The sequence below is a fragment of the Alcanivorax profundi genome (genome assembly GCF_003597125.1).
Classification (GTDB): Bacteria; Pseudomonadota; Gammaproteobacteria; order Pseudomonadales; family Alcanivoracaceae; genus Alcanivorax; species Alcanivorax profundi.
Map to the genome: position 1 here is coordinate 963,772 of NZ_QYYA01000002.1, position 24,868 is coordinate 988,639.

Below are 24,868 nucleotides of genomic sequence, written 5' to 3' on the forward strand. Positions count from 1 at the left end.
TGCGACCCTAATAGGTCGCGGGAGCCTTGTCGGGCTTGGCGTATTGCCAGCGCCCTTCGCGCTGTGTGCGGTGATAGCTGTCGAGGCCGGACAGCGCGACTGTACCGGCGGCCTCAATGTCCACATAACCGTCGTCTGCCATGACGCCTGCCGGCAAGGTGACGAAGCGGATTTCTCCGATCACCAGCACGGTTCCATTAATCGCCAATTCCTGAACTTCCGCCACGGCCATGCCCAGTTTGATGTGCGCTTCCAAAACGAAGGGGGCGGCAAAGTCGGCCAGGTACTCTGGTGTCAGGCCGGTGGCATCGAATTCCGACACCTCGCGCGGGTAGCGGGCGGAGGTCTGGTGGGCTTGGGCGACGATATCCTTGTGCACCTGATTGAGGGTATAGACGCCGGTTTCCTGAAGGTATTCCAGGCTGTGCCGGTCTACGGAATGGGGGCGGATGATCATTCCCATCAATGCCGGATCCGCGCCAAGATGAAAGCAGGAGCTGACAATGGAAACGTTTTCCTGCCCGGTGGCGGACCGGGTGGCTAGCAGATTCGCGCTCTTGAAGCCGGAGAGGCTGTTGACCAGATTCACTCGCTGCCGTGGATCCATGCCCTTGAGATGTTGCTCATCGAACTGCATTGTAGAAGCCATTCTGTTACGTCACTTTTTCTGTTGGTTTTCGCACCGTATTATCGGTAGATACCGTGAGCAACCCGTGGAGATGCCTGGCCGGCCATGGATAACCCTTTTGATCGTGACCATATTCTGCAAGATTGGCAGCCCCTGAACTGGGAGCAATTTGACCCGCTCAGTGATGCCAGCAGGCAATACGTTGCCTACTACGGTCTGAACTTTGCCGACCATCTACCGGAACTGGAGCATGGGTTTGGTTATTTCGAGGCGGCAGGTCATCAGCTTTCAGTGCATGCATGGCGTCCCAAACATCCCCGCGGTACGGTGCTGGTGTGCCATGGTTACTTCGACCATGTTGGGCTGTACCGGCATGTCATCGGCCATGTACTCGAATTGGGTTATGCGGTGCTGGCCTATGATTTGCCGGGTCATGGCTTAAGCTCTGGTGCGCAAGCCGTGATTGATGATTTCCGCACTTACCGGGATGTACTGGAGCAGTGTCTGTCGCTGGCGGCGAATCATCTTCCTCGCCCCTGGCATGTGATTGCCCAGAGTACCGGTGGTGCCATCATCATGGATTACCTGACCAGTCGTGGTGATGGCGATGATAATCCTTTTGAAAAAGTGATTCTGCTGGCGCCACTGGTTCGGCCTTTCAAGTGGAGCACCGGCCGTTGGTTGCACACGTTGATCAGCCCCTTTGCGAAAAGCATAAAACGGGTGTTTACCATCAATTCCAATGATCCGGATTTTCTGGATTTTCTGGAAAGAAAAGATCCCCTTCAGGCGAGACGGGTATCGGCCATTTGGGTTGGTGCGCTGAAAAAATGGTTGCCGGGTTTCGAGAAAGCAACTCGGATAAAATTTTCCCCGGTGGTGATTCAGGGGGATCTGGATGAAACGGTTGACTGGCGTTACAACCTGAGTGTTATTCGCCAAAAATTTGAGGATCCCCAGATTCATATGCTGCCAGGGGCGCGCCATCAACTGGCGAATGAAGCAGAAGAATTTCGTCAGAAAATTTTTTCCATTCTTGATGAGCATCTCGGATAGCAGATGTCAGGTTGCCCAATTTTACGCTTTGTTACTTGTGCTGAAGCACGGACTGCCACACTGTCGTTAAGGTGTGTTTGACGTGTTTATGCGTGCTGGAAAGCACGGCCCAAGGAGAGAGTAATGGACAAGAAAGTGATGTTGGCCCTGACGGCCGGTGCGGCAATGATGAGCCAGGTGGCGATTGCTGATATCAATGCCGGAGTGAACGCGGCGATGAATGCAGAAGCGGATGCCAAGGCTGTAGAGCAGCAAGTGCGTGATCAGCGCGATCAGGCCAAAGCGGACGCCAAGGCGCACAAGCGGGCCATGGAAGACAAGCACGATGCTACCAAGGCAGAGATGGAAGCGCGTCGTGATGCCAAGAAAGCGGAGATGAAAACCAAGCGTGATGAAATGAAAGCAAAGGGCGAGGCACACCGTGATGACGGCCAGGCCCGCGCTGAAGCGGCAAAAGACAATGCCAAAGCGCAACGCGATGCTGCAAAAGAAGCGCTGGATGCGGGTGCCGGCGCTGAAGTCAGTGCCAGTGTCGAGGCAGGTGACGCTGGCGAGGCAAATGCCAGCGCCAAAGGCAAGGCGAAACCATGGTACAACTTCTGGGATTAACTGTCCCTCGCTAGCTACGTTAACCCAGGCCGCACCCGTTGCGGCCTTTGTTGTTTCAGGCAGGAGTATTCACATGACAGGGTATCGAAAAGCGGTGGTTCTGTTCGTTGCAATAGTGCTTGCGCCCATGGTCTGCGCAGCAGGCCTGGAAGCGCAGAGTGGGCGACCGGCTGCACAGGGTGGGACTGCCGGGTACGCAGCCGAAGCACAACGGCAAAGAGAGCAACGGCAAATGCAGGATCAGCGTGATGCCCATCGTGAGCGTGCTGAATCCCGGGAGAAGGCGCTCCAGGACAACATTCAGCAGCGCCGTGATGAGATGATGAAAAATCTCAACCCTGGCCGCCAGCCTGACTCATAGCGGTTGTCCTGGTTGCCGGGCAATGAGCTCAATATTCGCTGACGCCGCCCTTGTCGCCTACCAGAACCACATTGGCGGGGCGTTTGGCGAACAGGCCGTTGGTGACTACGCCAACGATGTTGTTGAGGGCCTCTTCCAGCTCGATGGGGTTGAGAATGTCCAGATTATGTACGTCCAGAATGAGGTTTCCGTTATCGGTGACAAAGCCTTCCCGGTATTGGGGTTGACCGCCCAGCGCGACCAGCTTGCGGGCGACATGAGAGCGGGCCATGGGAATCACTTCTACCGGTAGTGGAAACTTGCCCAATCGTTTGACCTGCTTGCTGCCATCGACAATGCAGATAAACTGGTCTGCTACTGCCGCGACAATCTTTTCTCGTGTCAGTGCGCCACCGCCCCCCTTGATCATTTCCCGATGGCGGTTCACTTCGTCGGCACCATCCACATACACCGGCAGGCGGTCGACGTCATTCAGGGAGACCACATCAATGCCGTGGGCCTGCAGTCGCGCGGCGGTGGCATCAGAGCTGGCAACCGCTCCTTTGATGCGATCTTTCATGGTGGCCAGGCCATCAATGAAGAAGTTGGCAGTGGAACCGGTGCCGACGCCGATGAATTCGCCTTCCGGCACAAAGCGCAACGCGGCTTCGGCCACCTGTTTTTTCAGCGTATCCTGATCCATGAACTGATCCTTTGAGATCGGTGTGAATTATCGGGGGATGTGCAGCGATTATAAGCCAGCCATTGCAGGGACTCGACCCCAGGCTATCGCATTTGTTCCAGCCACCCCCTAGACTAGTGTCTTTGCCCATGGGCTTAAAATTGTCACACCAACCCGGACCCTTCGATGCTCGACAAATACGTTAAACGGATACTGCAGTCCCGCGTCTATGACGTGGCAGTGGAGACGCCCATTCATGCAGCACCGTTGATTTCCAAACGTATCGGCAATCGTGTACTGCTCAAGCGTGAAGATCTGCAACCGGTGTTTTCTTTCAAGCTTCGAGGCGCCTACAACAAATTGTGCCAGTTGAACCAGGAGCAGCTTGACCGTGGGGTCATCTGTGCCTCGGCGGGTAACCACGCTCAGGGCATGGCGCTGGCGGCAACGTCCATGGGGGTCAAGGCGACCATCGTGATGCCGCGTACCACCCCGGACATCAAGGTTAATTCCGTGCGTAATCATGGCGGCAAGGCGGTGCTGCACGGAGACAGCTTTGACGAAGCACTGGCGCATGCCCGCAAGCTGGAGGCGCGCGATGGTCTGACCTTCGTGCACCCTTACGATGATCCGGATGTGATCGCCGGGCAGGGCACGGTGGCCATGGAAATTCTCCGTCAGCAAAGTCGTGAGCTGGACGCCATCTTTATCCCGGTGGGTGGGGGTGGTCTGGCGGCAGGCGTGGCCGCCTATGTGAAATACGTACGCCCGGACGTCAAGATCATCGCGGTGGAGCCTGAAGATGCGGCCTGCCTGAAAGCCGCCATGGACAAGAAACGCCGGGTCACGCTCAAGGAGGTCGGCTTGTTTGCCGATGGGGTGGCAGTGCGGCAGATCGGCAAGGAAACCTACCGGGTGCTCAAGGACACGGTGGATGAAGTGATTACCGCGACCACCGATGAGATCTGTGCGGCCATCAAGGATGCCTTTGAAGATACGCGGGCGATCTGTGAACCTGCTGGCGCATTGGCGCTGGCCGGTCTGAAAAACTGGGTAGCGAAACACGGCGTCGAGAACCAGACCCTGGTGGCGATCCAAAGTGGCGCCAACGTGAACTTTGACCGCTTGCGCCATGTCTCCGAGCGGGCCGAGCTGGGTGAGCAGCGGGAAGCCATTCTGGCGGTGACGATCCCGGAGAAACCCGGTGCGTTCAAGGCGTTCTGTCAGGCGCTGGGGCGCCGGGGTATTACCGAATTCAACTATCGTTACAGCGATGACCGCGATGCCAATATCTTCGTTGGCATCCAGCTCAAGCCCGGGGGCAAGGCGCTGCAGGCCCTGATGCAGGAACTCACCGAAAAGGGCTATCCGGTGGTGGATCTGAGTGGCAACGAAATGGCCAAGCTGCATATCCGCCATCTGGTGGGTGGTCATACCCCGCGGCAAGACCTGCAGGAGCGACTTTTCCGGGTTGAATTCCCCGAACGGCCAGGCGCCTTGATGGCGTTTTTGCAGTCACTGGGTGGCAAGTGGAATATCAGTCTGTTCCATTACCGCAACCACGGTGCGGCCTATGGGCGGGTGTTGGTGGGCTTTCAGGTGGCCGAGGCGCAACAGGCGCACTTTCTGGCAGATGTAAAAAAAGTGCCCTATCCCATGGTGGAAGAAAGCGATAACCCGGCGTATCGGTTGTTTTTGAATTGAACGATGAACTTGACCGCAAGTCGGTGGTCACACACTCCCGGACGCCCCGCAAAAGCGGGGCGTCTGGCGTTTTAGGCCGGCATCAATGTGCGCATGAATGCATATTGATGAGGGCGGTTGGCATCAGTTATGAGTAAGTTCTGTTAAGAAGCGTCAACAGAGCGCCATAACTGCTTGACTTTACATTTCGCAATGGTCAAATTTTGACCCGGTTGGCATTTTCTGCACGCCGATCAGACTAAAGTGACAATCCTGTTAATACTTTTGGGTCACTTTTTTCATATTGCTGTACCACTTTGGGGAAAAACAATGAAGAAGAAGCCGGATGCCTTGGTGCTACTGGCAATCGTGTTTGGGCTTGGCGTGTTGGTGAGTAGTCTCACCCACGGTGGCAATGAGCCGGACTATCAGCACTACGCTGACAGTGCGGGCATCGTCGTCAGCCACAGCCAGCAGTAACGGTCAGATCCACCGGCTGGTCCCACGGGGCCAGCGGTATCACACCTTTTTCCACTCGCTGAAAATCGTACCCCACCGCCACCAGCCTCGGTCGTCGCGGTCGCCTTGCCATGTCTGCCAGCGTGCGGTCGTAGTAGCCCCCTCCCATGCCCAGCCGAAAGCCCTCCTGATCAAACGCCACCGCCGGTAGCAGGATCACGTCCAGTGCCCACAAGGCGCGTCCGCGCAGCAGCAGGGCGGGTTCGTTGATGCCGTACAGGTTGGGGCGCATGGGGTGGTGAGGTTGCCAGAGCCGGAAGCGCAGGTGGCCACGGCGAAGGGGGTCCACGAAAGGCAGGTAGGTGCTGCAATGCTGAAAGCGTCGGTGGCGCAGGGCGGGTTGCAGGTCCAGTTCGCCATCATTGGGCAGGTAGAGTGCCAAATGCTGGCAGCGACGATAGCCCAAGGCGGCGTCCAGGGCGGGGGCGATGCGTTGGCTGGCCCGGCGGCGTTGGCCCGGTGTCAGGGTTCGGCGTTGCTGTCGGAACTGGCGCCGAAGCTGGCGTCGTTGCGTTGCGGTCATGGTCTCAACCGAACAGAAAGAAAGGGTGCTTCCCGGTCCGCCGCTGCGGGCTTGACCCTTGAACCGTATGGTTCAAGGTGGAGGCAGCAGCATTGCCCTCAGGCTTTCCGCTCATTGGGCGGACATGCACACGGACAAGGCAATATATGCCCCCGGGTATTACGTTATCGGCTCAGGGACATGGCCCTCTGGCGTACGAGCCAGGAAACACTCGAGGTCATTATAACAGTGGTGCGCGGCGGTGACAGTCTTGACAGGGCAGTTAACAGTTAATAGTGAATAGTTAACAGTTAAGTGCAAAAGCGAAGCAGGCCCGGTGCCACACTGAGTGGCAGGAGCGCGCGGTGATGAGCGTTCGGAGCACAGCAGCCTCGTCCCGGGCTTTTCAACTTTGAACGTTCAACTCTCGTTCTTTGTTGGCGTGCAGCGTGATGCCTGAAGCGTCTCTTACAGCTTGCGGCGGGCGTCTTCGAAGGCCTGGATTTCGTCTTCCAGGCGGCTGAGCAGGGCTTGCACCCGGGCTTCGCTCTCGGAGTCCTGGGAGGCGGCCTGACGCGCCTTGAGCAGTTCGTGGCTCATGTTCAGGGCGGTCATGATGGCAATGCGTTCCAGGCCAATCACGTTGGCGTCGCGCACTTCACGGAGTTGTTCATCCAGATAGCGGGCCGCGGACAGCAGATTGTCCTGTTCACCAGCCGGGCAGGCGACACGGTACTCCTTGTCGAGCAAGTGAATCACCAGGGAGTTTTCGTTAGACATGGCCGGTAGCACCGCATTGGCTGTGGATCAGTGTCAGGCAGGATGCCACGCTCAGGAATCCTGCTCCAGAGATTTCAGACGCGTGATGATGGCCTCGACCTTGTTGCGGGCCACGTCATTTTTTTTCAGCAACTGGGCGCGTTCTTCCACCAGTTTGGCCTCACGTTCATGCAGGGCCAGATTTTCCTGACGCAATCGGGAGCTGATACGCAGCAGCTCGTCCACGCGGGTTTCCAGTTGCCTTAGTTGTTGTTCCGTCGTCATGGCAAAATGGTCGCTGTTCGCCTAAGGTGTGGGCCGGTTTCGGCCCCGCGTCCCCTGCACCTTACCGGGATTTGCCAGCAATGGCGTCCCCCTCCCGGTTGACAGGCTGTTTCAACTATAGGTGTGAGGTTGGCAGGGGTCAATGAAATTGAATGGTGGTAGCCACTTAGCGCACACTTCTCACAGCCTTCCTCAGGAAGGTGCTTTCGCCGCAGGAATCCAAGACGGGGTGTTTCATGTCCAACCAGATCGATTTTGAAGTGCTGGCCCAGGCCCTGGCCGCGGCAGGTATTGCCCATTCTCCCAGCGAACTTCAGGGGCTGGCGGCAGGGCTGCTGGCTACCGGCCATGGCGGCCGCGATGAGGAGCTGCTTGGGGTGCTGGCGTCCCACGTTGACTTCGAGCCGGGGCAGCAGTTCGAGGCATCTCTTGCCGGTATGCTCGTGGCCATGCGCGATGGTCTTGCTGACGGTTTTGCCGACACCGGTTTGGCACTTCACCTGTTGTTGCCTGCCGATGAGGATGATCTGGGCTTGCGGGTGGCGGCGATCGCCCAGTGGTGCGAGGGTTTTCTGGTGGGCTTTGGCACCGGCTCGGCCAATACCCATGACAAGGATCTCTCACCGGGTGTCCAGGAAGCGCTGTCTGACCTGGCGGCCATCAGCCAGGTGGAAACGCCGGATGCCGATGGCGATGAAGAGGAAGATATGTTCGAGCAAGTGGCGGAACACTGCCGCATGTCCGCCCTGATGATTTACACTGATCTGGTCATGCGCCGGGAAGGTAAGCCGGAGGCGCCGGCCAGCAAGCCGCCGACTCGTCACTGACCTAACGCCCAGCCGATACAGCAAGGAGTGGTCTTGAGCATCAACCGTCAGGAATACGCCCGCCGCCGTCAGGAGCTGATGGGCGTCATGGGGCCCAACAGCATCGCCATTTTACCTGCCGCCCCGGAGCGCACCCGTAACCGGGATGTGGAATACCCCTACCGACAGAACAGTGATTTCTGGTATCTCACCGGCTTTGCGGAGCCCGAGGCGGTGCTGGTCCTGTTGCCCGGCCGTGAGCATGGCGAGTACGTGCTGTTCTGTCGTGAACGCGACCGCACCATGGAGATCTGGAACGGTTACCGGGCAGGCCCCGATGGGGCCGTTAAGGATCATGATGCCGACGATGCCTTTCCGGTTGGCGATATCGATGAAATTCTGCCGGGCCTGATTGAGGGCCGGGAGCGGGTTTTTTATGACCTGGGCCACGATGCGGAGTTTGACCGCCGCCTGATGGGTTGGGTCAACAGTATTCGCGAGCGGGTTCGCTCCGGGGCCCAGCCGCCGGGCGAGTTCGTCGCCCTGGCGCACCATCTGCACGACATGCGTCTGTTCAAGTCAGCAGCGGAAGTGAAGTTGATGCGCAAGGCGGCAAGCATCTCTGCCCATGCCCATATCCGTGCCATGGAAAAAGTCCGCCCGGGGATGATGGAATACCAGCTCGAGGCGGAATATATCCACGAGTTTATGCGTCATGGTGCGCGCAGCCCCGCGTACCCAAGTATTGTCGGTGGTGGCGCCAACGGTTGCATCCTGCATTACATCGATAACAGCCAGAAGCTCAAAGACGGGGATCTGGTGTTGGTAGATGCCGGTTGCGAGTTGGAAAACTACGCCTCGGATATCACCCGTACCTTCCCGGTGAACGGTACGTTCAGCAAGCCCCAGCAGGCGCTCTACGAGTTGGTGCTGGCCAGTCAGTACGCCGCCATAAAGGCCACCCATCCGGACAATCACTGGAATGTGCCCCACGAAAAAGTGGTGGAGATTCTGACCCAGGGTTTGCTGGATCTGGGGCTGCTTGACGGTGAGTTCAACGAGCTGGTGGAAACCGAGGGCTACCGCCGTTTCTTCATGCACCGCACGGGCCACTGGTTGGGCCTGGACGTTCACGATGTGGGTGATTACCGGGTTCAGGATCAGTGGCGTCAGCTGGAGCCGGGCATGGCCCTGACGGTGGAGCCAGGGCTGTATATCGCACCGGATGATGACAGTGTCGATGAGCAGTGGCGTGGCATCGGTATTCGCATCGAGGACGATGTGGTGGTGACCAAAGAAGGGTGTGAAGTGATGACCCACGAGGTGCCGAAGGATGTGGCGGAGATTGAGCGCTTGATGAAAGGCGGCTGAGGGCAGTTAACAGTTAATAGTGAACAGTTAACAGCTAACGTCAAAAGTGAGAACCCTGCTACATCGTCGCGCCGGCGTGGCACGGTAACAGTTGAAAGTTCAAACGTGCGGGCATGGGGTTGTTTCTTCGTTGTCGTTCGTGCCCGCGTAACCGCGCGGGAAACCGAACATCTGAATCGCGCGAGCCTTGCCTCGTGTTTAAACTTTGAACTTTCAACTCGGCCCTTGGGTTCGCGCCTCAAGCGGCGCTCCTACAGTAAAAGTGGACATTGAAATGACGCAACAACCTCTGGTGATCGTTGGCGGCGGGATGGCGGGTGCCATGCTGGCGTTGTTGTTGCGTCGCCATGGCGCAGGCAGTGTGGTGCTGGTGGAAAGTCATCCGCTGACGTTGCCTGAAACGCCGCCGTTGACCCCGAGTTTTGATGCGCGCAGTACTGCGCTGTCGGCGGGCACGTTGGCGGTATTGGATGAGCTTGGTCTGGGCCTGGCTATTCGTGAACACGCCGCTGCAATTGGCACGGTGCATGTGTCCCGGCAATCCCGGCTCGGGTTGACCCGTCTGTCCGCACAGGAAGAAGGCGTCGACCAGCTTGGGGTGGTGGTAGAAAACCGCTGGCTGGGTTTTGTGTTGCTGGGGGCGCTGTTCAGTGATGACGCCATTACCGTGCGTGCACCGGATGCGTTGTCCGGCATTCGTCGCCTGGAACATGGCTATCAGGTTTCCCTCTCCAGTGGTGATACCCTGCACACGCCCTTGCTGATCGCGGCGGATGGCGCCCGCTCCAAAACCCGCGAGTGGTTGGGCATCAGTGCCCGGGATCATGACACCGGGCACGATGCACTGATCGCCAACCTGTCACTGGCGAGCTCCCATGAGGGCATTGCCTATGAGCGCTTTCTCAATGAAGGGCCGCTGGCATTCTTGCCCCTGCCAGACCAGCGTTTTGCCCTCGTCTGGACCGGGCCCCGTGAGCAGGTAGCACAGTGGATGGCCATGAGTGAGCAGGACGCCTTGGCACAATTGCAGGCACGCAGCCCGGCCGGGGCGCCGCGCCTCACCGGGTTGGGTGAGCGTCAGCGTTACCCGCTGGTGCTGACGGAATCTTGCGCACAGGTCGTGCCCCACGGGGTTGTGGTGGGTAATGCCGCGCACACCCTGCACCCCGTGGCCGGGCAGGGCTTTAATCTGACGGTGCGGGACCTGCAGGCGTTGGCCAGCACGGTGGGTGGCAGTGATCATCCTGGCAGTCTGCGAACCCTGCAGGCTTTCGCTTCCCGGCGCGAAAAGGATCAGGCCTTGATCGGTCAGGCCTCTCGCTGGGTGCCAGAACTGTTTCGCGTCCAGCACCCGCTGTTTGCTCACAGCCGCCAGCTGGGCCTGGTTGCGCTGGATATCCTGCCCGGGTTGCGTAGCGGGTTTGCGAAACGGGCGATGGGGCTGTGAAGAGCAGTTAATCGTTAACAGTGAATAGTGAATAGCTAAGGTCAAAAGCCAAAACCGGGCTACTGAAGAAGCGTAGTTCGGGAATTGCCGCCAGGCAATCTCCGACATGGCGGTGCAGGGCAGGACAAAATCAGTTGAAAGTTTAAAGTTCAACTCATGGCATTGAATGGTGGAGATGGGCTTGCGCTCATTTTCGCCCTCCGGAAAGGACCTGTGATGGGCGTTAGCGAACAACACATCATTATCGTCGGTGGTGGTATGACCGGGGGGTTGCTGGCGGTGCTGCTGGCGGCTGAGGGGCTGCGGGTGACGGTGCTGGATGGTGCGCCAGCGCCGGTCATGCCGGAAGGGGCGGCGCAATTGCGGGTCTCTACCTTGACCGAAGCCAGCTACTGGCTGCTGCGCAACAGTGGGGTCTGGGATTGCCTGAATCTGTCGCGGGTACAGCCCTATGATGCCATGCAGGTCTGGGATCAGGATGGCACCGGTGAGGTCAGTTTCAACGCCGTGGATGCCGGGGTCGATAGCCTGGGGTGGCTGCTGGAAAACGGCCACCTGACGGCGGCCCTGTATGACCGGGCGGCGTCGTTGCCGTCGCTGGAGTGGCGCTGTGGCGTGTCGGTGGAAGGGGCGCGTCGCGAGGGGCAGCGGTGGCGGGTTCAGTGTGGTGGTGATGTGCTCGAGGCTGATTTGCTGGTGGGGGCCGATGGCGCCCGTTCGCGGGTCCGTGAGTGGGCAGGAATCAGTGGTGGGCCTCGTGACACCGGACACCATGCCCTGGTGGCCACGATTACCACGGCACAACCCCATGGCGGGTGTGCGCGGCAGGTTTTCATGGAGTCAGGCCCATTGGCCCTGTTGCCGTTGTTCTCGTTGGCTTCGCCGGGCGATCAGCGGCAGTGCTCCATTGTCTGGTCGGGTTGGCCGCAGAGAATTGCGGAACTGAATGCTGCGGAACCGGGTCTGTTTGCTGCCCATCTGCAGGCGGCGGTCGGTGATGCGTTGGGTGAGGTGAGCTTGCTGGGGGAGCGTGCGGTGTTTCCTGTCCAGGAGCGCCATGCCAGCAGCTATGTGGCTACCGGGTTGGCGTTGATTGGCGATGCGGCTCATGTGATTCATCCGCTCGCCGGGCAGGGCGTCAATCTGGGCTTGCTTGACGCCGCTGTGCTGGCTGAGGAAGTGGCGGCAGCGATGAAGGCCGGACGCCCGTGTGCGGACCCGCATGCCCTGTCCCGTTACCAGCGCCGTCGCCGTGGTGAAAACCTGGTCATGCAAAATGCCATGCGCGGGTTTCAGCAGCTATTCGAGCAGCGGGCAATGCCGCTGCGCTGGCTGCGCAACACGGGCATGCGTTGGGTGAATCAGGCGGGTCCGGTGAAACGTTTCTTTATTGGCCAGGCATTGGGGCGCGGTGCGGATTTGCCGCGGCAGGCGCAACCACCCCGTCAGCGTATGCGTTAACGCAGTGTGACTAGAGGTCGCGGGGCAGACCTGCCATACTGGCGCCCAATTAAGAATCATTCCTGTTTAAGCGATGGAGTTTTGGATATGCGTATCCTGGGTTTACTGGCCGGAGCTCTGGTCATGGCGGGCGGCCTGTGGGGCTGCTCGGAACCGGCCGAGCAAAACGAGCTGGTGGTGTATACCTCCCGAAATGATCATCTGATCAAGCCGGTGTTTGATGCCTATACCGAATCCACCGGTGTGCAGATCCGGTATATTACGGATAACGCTGCTGCCTTGACCGCCCGGTTGCAGGCGGAAGGTGAGCGCACCCCTGCTGACCTGTTCATTACGGTGGACGCAGGCAATCTCTGGAATGCGGCCAACAAGGATTTGCTTCAGCCGGTAGAGTCGGTGGTACTTAATGCCAATGTGCCCACTGCACTCACCGACCCGGACAAGCGCTGGTTCGGTCTGACCGTGCGTGCCCGCACCATCGTCTATTCTCGCGACCGGGTTGATCCGGCCACACTGTCATCCTATGAAGATCTGGCTGATCCGAAGTGGAAGGGCCGTCTGTGTCTGCGCACCTCCAAGAAGGTCTACAACCAGTCTCTGGTCGCCACCATGATCAAGCGTCTTGGTGAAGAAAAGACCGAGGAAATCGTGCGCGGTTGGGTGGGCAATCTGGCCACGGATGTGTTCTCCAACGATACCGCGCTGATGGAAGCCATTGTCGCCGGTCAGTGTGATGTGGGGATCGTGAACACCTACTATTATGGCCGCATGAAACGGGATAACCCGCAGCTGCCGCTGGCCCTGTTCTGGGCCAACCAGGACAGCAGTGGTGTGCACATCAATATTTCCGGGGCGGCGATCACCCAACACGCACCGCATCCGGAACAGGCCAAGGCCTTGCTGGAGTGGATGACCCAGCCTGCCGCCCAGAGCCTGCTGGCGGACCGCAACCTGGAATACCCGGTGAACTCGGCCGTGAAGCCTGCCGACGAAGTGGCCTCCTGGGGTGATTTCAAGAGTGATGACCTGAACGTGAGCGTGGCCGGTGAACTGCAGGTTGATGCCGTCAAGTTGATGGACCGGGCCGGGTATCGCTGATTCATGCTGTTGAGAAACGCCTGATATGCCCCGCCGGGGATTACGCAGTGCCAGTGGGGCCAGCGCAGCAGCGCTGGCCCTGCTGGTACTGGTGCCGATACTGGTACTACTGAGTGCCTGGCACCAACAGCAATGGGAAACCTGGCAGCATTTGCTGGATACCGTGCTGTGGCGGCTGGTGGGGAACACCCTGTTTCTGATGGTGGGAGTCACCGTCGGGGTCTTGCTGCTGGGTGTGTCGCTGGCCTGGTGTGTGGCCACCCTGGATTTCCCCGGGCGTCGCTGGCTGGAGTGGGCCCTGTTTTTGCCCATGGCCATGCCGGCCTATGTGCTGGCGTTTGTGATGGTCGATCTGCTCGACTATGCCGGACCGATCCAGACCCAGCTCCGCCACTGGTGGAGCGATTTCCCCGGTTTTAGCGCCCGCCACCCGCTATGGGTGGTCGTCACCTTGTCGCTGGTGCTCTATCCCTATGTGTACATGTTGGCGCGGCTGGCCTTTCAGGCCCAGGGGCGGGCGGTGCTGGAGCAGGCGCGTATTCTGGGTGATGGCCCGGTGCGGGCATTCTTCAAGGTGGCGCTGCCCATGGCGCGCCCCGGCATCGCGGCCGGCCTGGCGCTGGCCTTGATGGAAACCCTGGCGGACTTTGGGGCGGTGTCCGTATTCAATTTCGACACCTTTACCACCGCGATCTACAAAAGCTGGTACGGCCTGTTCAACCTGCAGGCGGCAGCACAGCTGGCTTCGCTGTTGTTGCTGTTTGTATTGGTGGCGCTGTGGCTGGAACGGCGCGGCCGCCGCCGTGCGCGCTTCAGTGAGCTGGGGGGACGCAAGGTGATGCGGGTGCGTCCCCGGGGGGCCTGGCTGATTACGTTGCTGGCCTTTGCAGTCCTGTTCATGGCGTTTGTGTTGCCGGTCTCCCGATTACTGTATTGGGTGGTGGAGACCCGCCTGGACGGGGTGGATGCGCGCTTCCTGAATCTGGTCTGGCGTACCTTCCTGTTGGGAGCCATGTCCGCCGGGTTGGTGCTTGTGCTGGCCAGCTGGCTGGCGTGGGTGAAGCGGCATCAGTCGTCACCGGGGGTCTCGGTGGCGGCTCAGCTGGCCACCTTGGGCTACGCGCTGCCGGGCTCGGTGTTGGCGGTGGGTATCATGGTGAGTTTCAGTGCGGTGGAGTCGCGCCTCAATGCCTGGGGACTGCCGGTGGCCCTGGTCGGAGGCCTGGCGGCGTTGGTGCTGGCCTACGTGGTGCGCTTCATGGCGGTGGCCTTTGGCCCGGTGGAAAATGCCTTGCAGCAAGTGCGTCCTGGTTTGGTCGATGCGGCCCGGACTCTGGGGGCATCGTCATCGGATGTTGGGCGGCGGGTCTATTTGCCTATGATGCTGCCTGGTCTGCTGACCGCCTTGTTGTTGGTAGGCATTGATGTCATGAAAGAAATGCCTGCCACCCTGCTGTTGCGACCCTTTGGCTGGGATACCCTGGCCGTTCGGATCTATGAGCTCACTGCGGAAGGGGAGTGGGAGAGAGCGGCAGCGCCTTCCCTGACGCTGGTGCTGCTGGGGTTGCTGCCAGTGGTGTTGCTCACACGCCGGCGCTAGCGGCGTGGACAACTGGTAGTTCGTGTAACAGGAACACTGGCGGCGCACAGGTGCTTAATACAAGTCACCCGCAATGGCTTGCGATTCATGTGCTGTTGATGTGTTTCTTTGGTGGCCTTTCCGGGCCGCCTTCTTCTGTCTTTCCTTGCTGGTGAGTGTCGCGGGTGTCCTTTTCCCGGGGAGCTCCGATGGTGCGCACAGGTGTGCATGGGATACATATTTGCCAGCATTGTTTCCTTTCTTGGATTTCTTCTTAGCGCTACGTATACAGCTAAGGCAAAGGGGTTAGCTGTAGTGCAACCCAATCGTTTGTTTATGTGTATATATGTAAATTAGCGGCCGTTTTGAGAACTTGTATCTCGGTTATGTTTCAAAATGTTGGTACGGTTATGCCACCTTTATTTGGGCAAATTTCTGCCTAGCCGCTAGGTGTAGGTGGGTAGCCCTTTGAATAATAAATGGCCCGTTCGGGCACGTCTTTTGTGGAGAGCCAAATGACAACAAGGAAACTGCTTCCCGCTATCTTGCTGGGAGCTGGTGTTGTGTCTGTGACACCAGTAATGGCCAGCATGGGTAATATCGGCACGACCTATGGGGTACTGCCCTCGGATATTGCTTCCGCCCAGGCCCTGTCCCTGTTTAACAGTCAGGTGTCCGCGACTTACTACAACCCGGCGTACCTGACCAAGGACAGCCGGGGCGAGCTCACCACAGGCCTGATGCATGCGGAGCACGAGCTCCGGGGTGACGGTCAGGTGCTGCAGGACTCTCCTTCCCAGCAGGTTTTGCTGGGCATGAAAACCGATCTGACCAGCCTGACTCAATATGAACATCCTCTCTACCTTGGCTTCATGCTGGGAGTGGAGAAGTACGGCGATGAAATGTTGTCGTTCAATTCGCAGACGTCCACTGAGGGGCAGTTCTTTGAATACGGCCGGCAGCCCTTGTTCCTGAATCTGGGGGGTGGCACCCAATTGTGGCGTGGGCTGGATGCGGGCTTTTCCGCGCGTATCACCCTGCATTCCGAAGCCGAGCTGGTGGCCAGTTCGACCCTGGCAGGCGAGACCAGCTATGAAACCCTCAACGTTTCCGCCAAACCTTCCATTCGCCCGATTTTCGGTTTGAACATGGATTTCGGTGAGAGTTTCTGTGGTGATGACCGCTCTTGCTGGATGAACGGTTTGGAGGCGGCATTCAGTTACCGCGGCTACTCCAATACCAACACCACAGTAGATTCCACCATCACCATTCCTGGCACGGTGGTAGACCCGGGCATCAATCTGGCAATCACGACTATCGATTCCTACCAGCCGAATATCTATGCCGCCGGTCTGGCCTATGGCAGGGACCGCTGGCGGGTAGGGGTAACGTTGGAAATGCAGGAATGGTCGAGCCTGGAAGAGGAATTGGAAGGCGATACCATCAAGGATCAGGCAGTGGAAGCCGATGGCGATGCCCGGCTTGCCTTCAAGGATATCGTGGTGCCGCGTATTGGCGGTGAGTTCCACCTGGACGATACCTACATGATCACCGGTGGGGTCGCATTCAGTGAATCACCGCTGGATTCCACCGGGTCGTTGGAAGTGAATTACCTGGATACCGACAAGTGGATCGTGGGTGTTGGTCTGACCGCCCAGTACACATCGGTACCGATTCTGGCATACCCGGTACGACTGGATCTCGCCTACCAGTATCAAAAACTGGAATCGCGCGAGTTCGATCTCTACGACCGTCGTTCCCCGAGCTATCCGGCACCGTACGGATCGGGAGAGGTTGATGGCGAGGTCAGTGTCTTTACCGGCTCCATCACGCTGAAGTTCTAGGAGATGGCCATGAAAATAAAACTATTGGGCCTGGCAGTGGCGAGCACCTTGTTGGCTGCATGTGGTGGCGAGGCCGATGATCCCACAACACGGAACTGGCAGATTGGCGAGGTGTACTACAGCTACCCTTACGAGGGTCAGCAAGGGGTTTCGCCGAAGACGCCAATAATCGCCCGTTTCTCTCATGCGGTCAGCGTAGAGTCTGGCAATGTTCAGCTACTCAGATGTGACACCCAGGCGGATACCTGCGAAGGGGCGACCCCCGTTGCACTGGGCGAGCCGCAGGCTCTCGATGGTGGTTTGGGGGTTTCGATCCAGCCCCAGCAGCCGCTGGAGTTCGCCACCCACTACCGTCTCGAGTTCAGTGATCTGGATACAGGTAATGGCATTGCCGCGTTCCCTGATGGCGGGATGGACTTCACCACTCGTATGGATGCGGATGGACCGTTAAGTCACCGCAAGCAAGGCGCCGCACTGGTTGTCCGCCAGCTGATCCCTGATGGGGATACCCTGCCTTTCATGGATTTCAGTGCCTTGCGCTTGCAGTTCAACCAGATGCTCAACACCGATACGGTGAGGTACGGTGACACCGATGCGGATGCCAGCATTGAGTTGGAACATCAGGGTCAAACCGTGCCGGCTATCCTGTTGGTCAAGGGTAACGCGGTGACCGTGGATCCGATTGAGGATCTTGCTGCAGGTGAGACCTACACACTGAAGCTGACCTCCTCGGTGCGGGGTGTCGATGATGCCCAGTTGACCGGCGGGTTCGAAAAGAGCTGGCAGGCGGGTAACTCCAAGCCCCGTGCCACGCTGGTGCAGGAAGTGGTAAAAGCCAGCGACGTGCTGGAAGATCCCTGCAACCAGGTCGGCGCGCTCACTGCCAAACTTACCGGCGAGGCGATGAACTGTGTGCCGCTGCAGTCCACTCTGCTAGGCAGCAAGGATGCCACCTTGCAATCCGGCAATGTGTACGCGGAGCTGGCACATCTTCCGAATTACCCGGATGTCTCGCCGTTGCGTATCGCACGTAACAGCTTGCTCACCGGGTCCAATATCGACGTGAAGGTTGGGGGCGATGTGCCGGCAGGGATCAGTACCGGGGATATTTCCGTGACCTTCCTGTCCGATGCGTCCGGTTATCTGCTGCCCAACCCCTACAGTGATGCCCACGAGGCACCCAAGCAGGTGCGTCTGTACATGGACGTTTCCATGACCGCAGAAAATCCAGAGGCCAATGGCGCGCTTAGCCAGACGCTGATGCATGTGGAGCTCAATGGCATGGCGCTGGTGCAAAATGGGCGGATGGAAATTGATGCGGTGGGCATTGTCGAGCCAAAGATTCTGGGTCAGGAAACCGCGTTCGGGCTGCTCAGTTTTCACATGAAATCCTATGAGGATCAGGAGAGAGCTCCGCAGCCGGTACCGGACATGACGTCCCCCGTGCTGCAGAGCATGACTCCCGCGGCCAATGATAGTGGTGTGGCAGACAAGGCTCGCCCCGGTGACCCGATCATTCTCAACTTCAGTGAGCCGCTTGACCCGGCAACCCTGGAGCAGCCGGGAGCGGTTACCTTTACGCATAACGGCATGGAAGAAAATGTTGAGTGGGCGCTGGATGGCGCCACGTTGGTGCTGCATCCGCAAATGCCTCTGGTCATGGGAGAAAGTTATGCCGTTGCGTTGGGCGGCCAGGTGACTGACTTGGCAGGCAATCCGCTGGCTTCGGTGAATGCGACCCTGCAGATGCCTGCCCGGGTGGGAGACGCTCCTGCGCCGGTGGCCCTGACGACTTACCCGGGCTTCCCCTGTGCCAGCGATAAGGAGCACTGGGAGATCGAAGCGGGCAACCACGGTTTTTGTCTGGGTGGCACCACCGACGATGACCGCACCCCTGTTCCGCTGATGCCGGCGGACCGTTCTATTCATGTCCGTTTTTCCCAGGATATTGATCCTGCCTCGGTGATCTTCGATAACAGTATCGCCTGTGACGTTGGTAGCTTCCGGGTTGAAAAGGTGGAGCTGGATCCTGCTACCGGCAAGCCGATGCGTTATGACGAGGACAGCACTCGCAAGTACCAGTGTGAGGAAGGGGTAAAAGGAAAGCTGGAAGTCGGCACCCGCAGTCTTGTCTTCACTCCTGCGGAACCGTGGGAAGAAGGGACATACTACCGTTATGTCCTGATGAGTGTGAATGGCACCAGTGCGCAGCAGCCCAACGACTGTTCCAGCGGTGAGGCGATTTGCTCCACCGCGGGCAAGCGATTGCAGACAGCGGTGCTGAGCGCACCGGATGCGGACATGGGTGGCCCGAACATGCACTTGCACTTCATTGGCGCGCCCTCGGTGGCCAGTGTTTTCCAGCCCCTGCGTAACTTGCCAACCCTGGATATCAATGCCAATGGCCACTTCGACAGCGGAGAGCCGGGTTATGGCAGTGAGGGGCGGGGAGTCAATACCACAGATCTGTTCATTGATGGCTATGACGGTGAAGGGCTGCTCTACGATCCGGAGTTGGTTTGCGATACTGAGGAGGGTTGTGACATCCATGTGGTAGGCGGCCTGAATACGGAGGTCTTTGGCATGGCCCCGTACACCGACCCGGTCACCGGTGAGACTGGCCAGGCCGTTCGCGTGGGGTTGTATCCCACCATGATTCAGGCTTCGTCGGTTACCTTGTTGGTGAAAATCCTGGGTTTCATTCCCAGTGAAACTCCCACCGAAACGCAGTTCATGCGTATGCGCTATGACTGTGTGGCCTGGCCGGAAGATGCCGACAATTACTGTGAAAAGCGCAACCCGGATGGCAGTTATGTGTTTGACGAGATTCAGCGTCAGGGTTTGATCCCGGGTTGGATCGTGGAAACCGATGCCGGCCCGGAATTCCGTACCGATGTGGAACTGTTCATGGATGCGCCGTACATGCACATCGTGCTTAACGGCTCCCACAACCTGCACAGCTACCCGCTGACCATGAACCTGTCGGGCCCGGTAACCTTCCTGCCGGACGGGCGCATCGTGATCAATCAGGTCAACGCCAATGCGATCCCTATCAATGTGGAGCTGGGTGTGCTGCTCAACACGCCCGAGATTTTCCTGAAAATCCCGGAAGGGGGGGTGGTTCTGCAGTATCTCGGCGCACCATTGAAAAACTGATTAACCAGGAACACCCAAAAGCCGGCCTTGTGCCGGCTTTTGGGTGTCAAGCGCAAGGCATTGTGGCAAACGGCCGCTGGCGCCGCTCAAATAACACTCTGATTACACACTCTTACAAGCCCGTCAAATCACACACTTTTCTCAACCATTCCCAACCTTTTCTCAACGGCTGTAGTACGGCCGTTTTGTTTTACTTATTGCATATACACAGGCAGGAACAGGCAGGGGCTGCATAGCTTTCACCCGTTCTTGTCCATACAAGAGCCACCCTGAGCGTGGCGATAAACCGAATAACAAACGCCGGAGACGCGCTATGACCATCCGTAAACTGTCCCAGTTCGGGGCTGCCGCTTTTGCCACCTCTTTACTGGCCGCACCGGTCGCCTGGGGCGCAATGGGGAACACTGCCAGCACCTATGGCCTGCTGCCTATTGATGTGGGTACCGCACAAGGGATGTCCCTGTTCAATACCCAGGCTTCGGCGCTGTACTACAACCCTGCCTATCTGACCCGCGACCCTCGTGGTGAAATGACCGTGGGGCTATTGCACGGTGAGCATGACCTGCGGGTGAGCAGCAACGGCAACCCGAGCGGTGGGGGGGCGGCCGTTATTCGCGATGGCGACAAAGCGAATGTGTCCGACACCCAGCAGCAAGTCATTGCCCTGAAAACCGACCTCACCGACATGATGAAAGGTGAGCACCCCCTGTATTTTGCGATTATCGCCGGGGTGGAAAAGTACGGTGAGGAAATGCTGGCGTTTGAATCCCAGAACTCCCGTGAAGGCCAATTCATGCAATACGGGCGTCAGCCGCTGTTTCTGAACCTTGGGGGCGGCCTGGAGGTCGCCAACGGGATTACCACCGGGGCCTCTGCCCACGTATCCCTGCGCAGCGAAGCCACCCTGATTGCCAGTGCAGATCTGGCCGGGGAAACGCAGTATGAAGAGCTGACTGTGACAGCCAAACCGATCATTCGTCCTGTGCTTTCCATGAACATGGAGTGGGACAAGATATTCTGTGGCAAGGAAGATTGTGGTTTCTGGACAGGGCTGGAAACGGCCTTTGCCTTCCGTGGCCATACAGAAGCCCGTACCGCAGTGGAATCCAACCTGACTATCCCGGGTACCGTGATTGATCCGGGCATCACGGTTCTTATCGACACAATCGATTCCTACCAGCCGGACATTTTCAGCGCGGGCCTGTTGTACCACTTCAGTGACAATTTCCGGGCTTCCGTGTCCGTGGAGCAGCAGAACTGGAAAGACCTGGAAGATCAGCTGGAGCGCGATACCGTCAAGGATCAGGCCAATGCCAAGTTCAAGGACATCATCGTGCCGCGGATCGGTGCGGAGTGGACAGTGAATGACCACATCATTCTGTTTGGCGGTGTGGCTTATCAGGAGAGCCCACTGGAAAGCATCCAGACGCCGGACGTGAACTATTTCGACAACGATCGCCTGATCGTCGGTGTCGGCAGTGCCCTGATCATCAAGAATCCGCCGATCCTGGCCTATCCCATGCGTCTCGACTTTGGGTACCAGTATCAGCAGCTGCAGGAGCGTGACTTCGAGCTGACCTCGACCAACCCCAGTGTGACCAACCCCTATGAAAGCGTCAGCACAGACGGCGACGTTCATGTATTCAGCGGGTCCCTGACCCTGAAGTTCTAACGGAGGTGCACCATGAAAAAGAACAAGATTGCCCTCGCCATCACCGCACTTGCTACCGCCACCCTGGTGGGCTGTGGGGGTGACAGCGATGACGTGAGCTTCAATACGGCGACCTTCAATCCCCGTAACCTGCACTACACTTATCCGTTGGATAACCAGCAGCAGGTGGCGCCCCGGACTATCGTAGCGTTGCAGTTCAGCCATGAAGTCACGGCGGATGCCGGCAACTTCTCCTTTACGGGGCCGGATGATGAGGACGTAGCATTCACCCTGGAATCCGTTGCTGATGGCAAGGGGGTAGTATTGACGCCGGTTGATGCCCTTGAGCCTGCTTCAGATTACAAAGTGGTCATGAACGGCGTGACCGTGCTGGGCGAAACCACCACCTTCAAGGACGGTACGCTCAACTTTACTACGCGCGCAGCCTTGCAAGGCCCGGTGGAGACACAAAAAACCGCCGCCAACTTTGAGGTGGAGTCGCTGTTTCCCGATGATCAACAGTTCGAAAGCATGGATTTCTCCACCTTTCGTCTGCGTACCAGTCATCCCATCGAGCGCTCCACCGTGGTCTACGGTGATACGGTCAGCCTGAGCAAGGATGGCGAGTTGGTAGACGCGCAGATGCTGGTCAGCCGAAACGCGATCAGTGTGGACCCCATCGAGGACATGACCCCGGGTGCCACCTATGAGCTGTCGGTGAATGGCATCAAGAGTGTATTTGGTGAAGACATCGCCCCCTACACCCACACCACGGTTCCCCAGGATACTACCTCTCCCACGACTGGTGAGCGGGCGGTACTGGTGACCAATGCCCCGCCTGCGGACGATACGCTGGGCTGTCGTGATGAAGGCGTGCGGGTTTCTGACCTGACGGGTCAACCGATCAACTGCGTGCCGGTGAACAGCACTCTGCTACAAGACAAAACCGTGTCCAAGCAACAGGGCGATGTCTATGCCGAGCTGGCCTTTACTCCGAACTTCCCGGAGATCACCCCGCTGCGAGTCAAGAAGGGTGGCATTCTGAAAGGGGATTCCCTGGAAGTGCTTATTGGTGGTGAAGTGCCTGTCGGGTTCGATTCCGGTGAAGTGACCGTGCAGATCATTTCCGATGCCACCGGTTATCTGTTCCCCAACCCCAATGCCGACAGTGATGAAGCACCGAAGCAGCTGCGCTTGTTCATGGATGTGGCCTTCTCCACCAAGGATGCCCGCGCCAATGGGGCCTTTACGCAAAACCTGCTGCACCTTGAGCTGGTGGGGTCCGGGCTGATTACCGATGGCAAGCTCAACACCGATGCCATCACCATTGTCGAGCCGCGTGTCTTGGGTGTCGATAATGCCTACGGCGTACTGAGTTTCCGCATGGAATCCTATCGCGATCAGGAAACCGCTCCTCTCCCTCCGATTGATGCAGAGAATCCCTTTGTGCCGGTGCTGGATGGCGAGAATGGACAGGAGCTTTCCTGGCAGCCGGGTAATGTGGCGGACCGGATGGAGCCGGGCGACCCGATCATCATCCATTTCAATGAGGTGCTGGAAGCCGCCTCCATTGTGGCCGGTGAGAGCCTGATGCTCACCAAGGGTGGCATGGCGGAACCGTTCAGCTGGAAGCTGGATGGCAGTGCCTTGATCATCACCCCCGACAGCCCGGTGGAATACGGTGTGGAATATGTGGTCACAACCACTCCGGAGATTACCGATCTTGCCGGTAATGCCTTGCAGATGCTCGACAGTCTGGAAGGGGATAACAGCCTGGACTTCATGCTGCCGGAATACGTGGTAAATGATCCTGAGGATGTTCGCCGTGGTCCCTATGCTTCGGTGGTATACCCAGGGTTCCCCTGTGCCAGTACGGTGGCGTCCCAAGGGGAAATTGATGCCGGCACCCAGGGGGTGTGTGTGTCTTCAAGCCCGGAAGCCCAGCAGGTGGCAGTGGACCCGCTGCCGATTGTGGACTTGCCGGCCAACCGTGACATCCGGGTACGTTTTTCTCAGAACATGAATGCCGACACCATTGTGCTGGGTGATACCTTCCTGGTGGAAAAGGATAACGGCGGCAGCTGGGAGCCGGTGGATGGGCAACTGGTCGTGCAAACCCGCAGTCTCACCTTTGCACCGGAAACTGCCTGGGAAGAGGGCGCGCTGTACCGCTATGTGCTCGCGGGTAACGGTGGTGGTACCGGCTGTGCGGGTATCTGCTCGGCTGACGATTTGCCCCTGCAGACCGCCCCCCTGTTGGGAGGTGGCTTGACGGACGGCGGGCCGGACATGGAAATCCTGTTCCGTGGGGGCGTGGCGGTGAACACCGTGTTCCAGGAGCTGGATAACCTGCAAAGTGCGGATGTCAATAACAACTTCCAGATCGATAGCGGTGAACCGGTTGCCACCGGGAACGTGATTGACCCGGTGGATACGCCAGCCAATGCCACCTTGATCCTGCCTCGTGATGGCGGTGGCACAGGGCTGATTACCGCGGCCAACACCGGTTGTGGCTTTGAAGGTACGCCGCCTTATACCTCTGAAGACCAGATCCGCTGTGACAGCAACCGGATTATGTATGTCACCGGGATGCTCAACACCGAAATCCTCGACTTCGATGCTGAGCAACAGGGTGTGCCTGTGGTGATCTATCCCACTACCGTGGCGCTCACCAACCTGGACGCCACTGCGGTAGTCGGGCTGGATCTGAATGTGCTGGATTCTCAGAGCACCCTGGATGTCATCCCGGTGTTGGGGCCGATTTTGACCGATTTGCTGGAGGTGACACTGGGGACGGTGGATGATCTGGTCAATGCATTGGCGGGTCAGTTCGGTGGTGAAGGGGTATTGGGCAGCCTGCTGGGAGTGCTGGGCGATGTGGGCCTGGTGCCGATTGAGACTGCCACCGGCCCGAACATCATGCGTATTCGCTACGAGCCCGAGGACCCCAATGACCCGAACAGTCCACGCACGGTCCCGCCGGTGGGCTACATCGTGGAAACGCCGGACGGCCCGGTGTTCCGGATCCAGTTCGACCTGCTGTTCGATGCCCCGGCCCTGAGCCTGCCGCTGGGTCTGGAGCACAACGTGAAAGGCCTGCCCATTGACGATGTGATCCTGGAAGGTCCGCTGGACTTCCTGCCTGATGGCCGCCTGTTCATTGGTCTGCAGAACCTGGAATCCAAGAACGTGGATCTGGAGATCAGTCTTGCTGGCCTGGAAGGCGGGCAGGTGAACCTGATCATTCCGCCGGGTGGCATCAACCTGAGCTACCAGAGCGCGTCGATCAAATAACGCGCCCTGCAGGCTTGACCCCGCAATGCCCCGGTTCGCCGGGGCATTGTTGTTTGTGGCGGCCCCTGTCCGTCCTGCCAGCCTATGCCCCCCGGTTC

20 protein-coding genes and 1 other RNA gene are annotated in these 24,868 nt (G+C 58.5%); 15 read left to right on the forward strand and 6 right to left on the reverse strand.

What is annotated here, in order from left to right:
- Nucleotides 1–7: 7 nt before the first annotated feature.
- Nucleotides 8–649, reverse strand: a complete 642-nt coding sequence (locus D4A39_RS09775; RefSeq protein ID WP_233552451.1) for a flavin reductase family protein — start codon at nucleotides 647–649, stop codon at nucleotides 8–10.
- 84 nt (nucleotides 650–733) lie between these two features.
- Here D4A39_RS09775 and D4A39_RS09780 point away from each other — a divergent pair, with 84 nt between their 5' ends.
- The 3 genes from D4A39_RS09780 to D4A39_RS09790 all read left to right on the forward strand — a co-directional run bounded on the left by D4A39_RS09780 (nucleotide 734) and on the right by D4A39_RS09790 (nucleotide 2,654).
- A complete protein-coding gene (locus tag D4A39_RS09780; RefSeq protein ID WP_119917987.1) occupies nucleotides 734–1,684 on the forward strand; it encodes an alpha/beta hydrolase in 951 nt (316 codons plus the stop codon).
- A gap of 123 nt (nucleotides 1,685–1,807) precedes the next feature.
- The gene (locus D4A39_RS09785; RefSeq protein WP_233552452.1) at nucleotides 1,808–2,293 is read left to right on the forward strand and encodes a hypothetical protein; all 486 of its coding nucleotides are present in this window, start codon (nucleotides 1,808–1,810) and stop codon (nucleotides 2,291–2,293) included.
- A gap of 73 nt (nucleotides 2,294–2,366) precedes the next feature.
- Nucleotides 2,367–2,654, forward strand: coding sequence for a hypothetical protein (locus D4A39_RS09790; RefSeq protein WP_119917988.1), 288 nt, complete (start codon nucleotides 2,367–2,369; stop codon nucleotides 2,652–2,654).
- 28 nt (nucleotides 2,655–2,682) lie between these two features.
- Here the strand turns inward: D4A39_RS09790 and rpiA are convergent, their stop codons facing one another.
- Nucleotides 2,683–3,336, reverse strand: a complete 654-nt coding sequence (gene rpiA / locus D4A39_RS09795) for a ribose-5-phosphate isomerase RpiA (protein ID WP_119917989.1) — start codon at nucleotides 3,334–3,336, stop codon at nucleotides 2,683–2,685.
- A gap of 165 nt (nucleotides 3,337–3,501) precedes the next feature.
- Here rpiA and ilvA point away from each other — a divergent pair, with 165 nt between their 5' ends.
- Entirely contained in the window at nucleotides 3,502–5,019 is a 1,518-nt protein-coding gene (gene ilvA, locus D4A39_RS09800; protein ID WP_022985464.1) for a threonine ammonia-lyase, biosynthetic, read from the forward strand.
- A 309-nt stretch (nucleotides 5,020–5,328) separates the two neighbouring features.
- A complete protein-coding gene (locus D4A39_RS17770; RefSeq protein WP_022985463.1) occupies nucleotides 5,329–5,478 on the forward strand; it encodes a hypothetical protein in 150 nt (49 codons plus the stop codon).
- Here D4A39_RS17770 and D4A39_RS09805 read toward each other — a convergent pair.
- The 4 genes from D4A39_RS09805 to D4A39_RS09820 all read right to left on the reverse strand — a co-directional run bounded on the left by D4A39_RS09805 (nucleotide 5,459) and on the right by D4A39_RS09820 (nucleotide 7,063).
- On the reverse strand, nucleotides 5,459–6,040 hold the full coding sequence (locus tag D4A39_RS09805) for a 5-formyltetrahydrofolate cyclo-ligase (protein ID WP_022985462.1): 582 nt from the start codon (nucleotides 6,038–6,040) through the stop codon (nucleotides 5,459–5,461). The two genes, D4A39_RS17770 and D4A39_RS09805, sit on opposite strands and share 20 nt — an antisense overlap.
- A 25-nt stretch (nucleotides 6,041–6,065) precedes the next feature.
- Nucleotides 6,066–6,250: non-coding RNA, 6S RNA (gene ssrS, locus D4A39_RS09810), on the reverse strand.
- Nucleotides 6,251–6,487: 237 nt separating this feature from the next.
- A complete protein-coding gene (locus tag D4A39_RS09815) occupies nucleotides 6,488–6,799 on the reverse strand; it encodes a cell division protein ZapA (protein ID WP_022985461.1) in 312 nt (103 codons plus the stop codon).
- A gap of 51 nt (nucleotides 6,800–6,850) precedes the next feature.
- Complete coding sequence (locus D4A39_RS09820; protein WP_031226486.1) at nucleotides 6,851–7,063, reverse strand: TIGR02449 family protein; 213 nt, start codon at nucleotides 7,061–7,063, stop codon at nucleotides 6,851–6,853.
- Between the two features lie 236 nt (nucleotides 7,064–7,299).
- On the opposite strand from D4A39_RS09820, the gene D4A39_RS09825 reads away from it, so the two are divergent.
- The 10 genes from D4A39_RS09825 to D4A39_RS09870 all read left to right on the forward strand — a co-directional run bounded on the left by D4A39_RS09825 (nucleotide 7,300) and on the right by D4A39_RS09870 (nucleotide 24,770).
- Nucleotides 7,300–7,890: a UPF0149 family protein gene (locus tag D4A39_RS09825; protein WP_022985459.1), complete on the forward strand. Its 591-nt coding sequence runs from the start codon at nucleotides 7,300–7,302 to the stop codon at nucleotides 7,888–7,890.
- Nucleotides 7,891–7,923: 33 nt separating this feature from the next.
- Nucleotides 7,924–9,240: a Xaa-Pro aminopeptidase gene (pepP, locus tag D4A39_RS09830; protein ID WP_199699441.1), complete on the forward strand. Its 1,317-nt coding sequence runs from the start codon at nucleotides 7,924–7,926 to the stop codon at nucleotides 9,238–9,240.
- Nucleotides 9,241–9,514: 274 nt separating this feature from the next.
- The gene (locus tag D4A39_RS09835) at nucleotides 9,515–10,687 is read left to right on the forward strand and encodes an FAD-dependent monooxygenase (RefSeq protein WP_022985457.1); all 1,173 of its coding nucleotides are present in this window, start codon (nucleotides 9,515–9,517) and stop codon (nucleotides 10,685–10,687) included.
- 216 nt (nucleotides 10,688–10,903) lie between these two features.
- Nucleotides 10,904–12,148: an FAD-dependent monooxygenase gene (locus tag D4A39_RS09840; protein WP_119917991.1), complete on the forward strand. Its 1,245-nt coding sequence runs from the start codon at nucleotides 10,904–10,906 to the stop codon at nucleotides 12,146–12,148.
- An 87-nt stretch (nucleotides 12,149–12,235) separates the two neighbouring features.
- Complete coding sequence (locus tag D4A39_RS09845; protein ID WP_022985455.1) at nucleotides 12,236–13,246, forward strand: Fe(3+) ABC transporter substrate-binding protein; 1,011 nt, start codon at nucleotides 12,236–12,238, stop codon at nucleotides 13,244–13,246.
- 25 nt (nucleotides 13,247–13,271) lie between these two features.
- Nucleotides 13,272–14,846, forward strand: coding sequence for an ABC transporter permease (locus D4A39_RS09850; RefSeq protein ID WP_119917992.1), 1,575 nt, complete (start codon nucleotides 13,272–13,274; stop codon nucleotides 14,844–14,846).
- Nucleotides 14,847–15,340: 494 nt separating this feature from the next.
- Entirely contained in the window at nucleotides 15,341–16,669 is a 1,329-nt protein-coding gene (locus D4A39_RS09855; RefSeq protein ID WP_031226484.1) for an outer membrane protein transport protein, read from the forward strand.
- 9 nt (nucleotides 16,670–16,678) lie between these two features.
- Nucleotides 16,679–19,825, forward strand: coding sequence for an Ig-like domain-containing domain (locus tag D4A39_RS09860; protein ID WP_022985452.1), 3,147 nt, complete (start codon nucleotides 16,679–16,681; stop codon nucleotides 19,823–19,825).
- A 313-nt stretch (nucleotides 19,826–20,138) separates the two neighbouring features.
- Entirely contained in the window at nucleotides 20,139–21,497 is a 1,359-nt protein-coding gene (locus D4A39_RS09865) for an OmpP1/FadL family transporter (RefSeq protein WP_022985451.1), read from the forward strand.
- A gap of 12 nt (nucleotides 21,498–21,509) precedes the next feature.
- Entirely contained in the window at nucleotides 21,510–24,770 is a 3,261-nt protein-coding gene (locus tag D4A39_RS09870; protein WP_119917993.1) for an Ig-like domain-containing domain, read from the forward strand.
- Nucleotides 24,771–24,868 lie beyond the last annotated feature (98 nt).

Excerpts from the sequence above, each read along its gene's own strand:
- D4A39_RS09775 (WP_233552451.1), bottom strand. The coding sequence starts at position 649 with ATGGCTTCTACAATGCAGTTCGATGAGCAACATCTCAAGGGCATGGAT.
- D4A39_RS09780 (WP_119917987.1), top strand. The coding sequence starts at position 734 with ATGGATAACCCTTTTGATCGTGACCATATTCTGCAAGATTGGCAGCCC.
- D4A39_RS09785 (WP_233552452.1), top strand. The coding sequence starts at position 1,808 with ATGGACAAGAAAGTGATGTTGGCCCTGACGGCCGGTGCGGCAATGATG.
- D4A39_RS09790 (WP_119917988.1), top strand. The coding sequence starts at position 2,367 with ATGACAGGGTATCGAAAAGCGGTGGTTCTGTTCGTTGCAATAGTGCTT.
- rpiA (WP_119917989.1), bottom strand. The coding sequence starts at position 3,336 with ATGGATCAGGATACGCTGAAAAAACAGGTGGCCGAAGCCGCGTTGCGC.
- ilvA (WP_022985464.1), top strand. The coding sequence starts at position 3,502 with ATGCTCGACAAATACGTTAAACGGATACTGCAGTCCCGCGTCTATGAC.
- D4A39_RS17770 (WP_022985463.1), top strand. The coding sequence starts at position 5,329 with ATGAAGAAGAAGCCGGATGCCTTGGTGCTACTGGCAATCGTGTTTGGG.
- D4A39_RS09805 (WP_022985462.1), bottom strand. The coding sequence starts at position 6,040 with ATGACCGCAACGCAACGACGCCAGCTTCGGCGCCAGTTCCGACAGCAA.
- D4A39_RS09815 (WP_022985461.1), bottom strand. The coding sequence starts at position 6,799 with ATGTCTAACGAAAACTCCCTGGTGATTCACTTGCTCGACAAGGAGTAC.
- D4A39_RS09820 (WP_031226486.1), bottom strand. The coding sequence starts at position 7,063 with ATGACGACGGAACAACAACTAAGGCAACTGGAAACCCGCGTGGACGAG.
- D4A39_RS09825 (WP_022985459.1), top strand. The coding sequence starts at position 7,300 with ATGTCCAACCAGATCGATTTTGAAGTGCTGGCCCAGGCCCTGGCCGCG.
- D4A39_RS09835 (WP_022985457.1), top strand. The coding sequence starts at position 9,515 with ATGACGCAACAACCTCTGGTGATCGTTGGCGGCGGGATGGCGGGTGCC.
- D4A39_RS09840 (WP_119917991.1), top strand. The coding sequence starts at position 10,904 with ATGGGCGTTAGCGAACAACACATCATTATCGTCGGTGGTGGTATGACC.
- D4A39_RS09845 (WP_022985455.1), top strand. The coding sequence starts at position 12,236 with ATGCGTATCCTGGGTTTACTGGCCGGAGCTCTGGTCATGGCGGGCGGC.
- D4A39_RS09850 (WP_119917992.1), top strand. The coding sequence starts at position 13,272 with ATGCCCCGCCGGGGATTACGCAGTGCCAGTGGGGCCAGCGCAGCAGCG.
- D4A39_RS09855 (WP_031226484.1), top strand. The coding sequence starts at position 15,341 with ATGACAACAAGGAAACTGCTTCCCGCTATCTTGCTGGGAGCTGGTGTT.
- D4A39_RS09860 (WP_022985452.1), top strand. The coding sequence starts at position 16,679 with ATGAAAATAAAACTATTGGGCCTGGCAGTGGCGAGCACCTTGTTGGCT.
- D4A39_RS09865 (WP_022985451.1), top strand. The coding sequence starts at position 20,139 with ATGACCATCCGTAAACTGTCCCAGTTCGGGGCTGCCGCTTTTGCCACC.
- D4A39_RS09870 (WP_119917993.1), top strand. The coding sequence starts at position 21,510 with ATGAAAAAGAACAAGATTGCCCTCGCCATCACCGCACTTGCTACCGCC.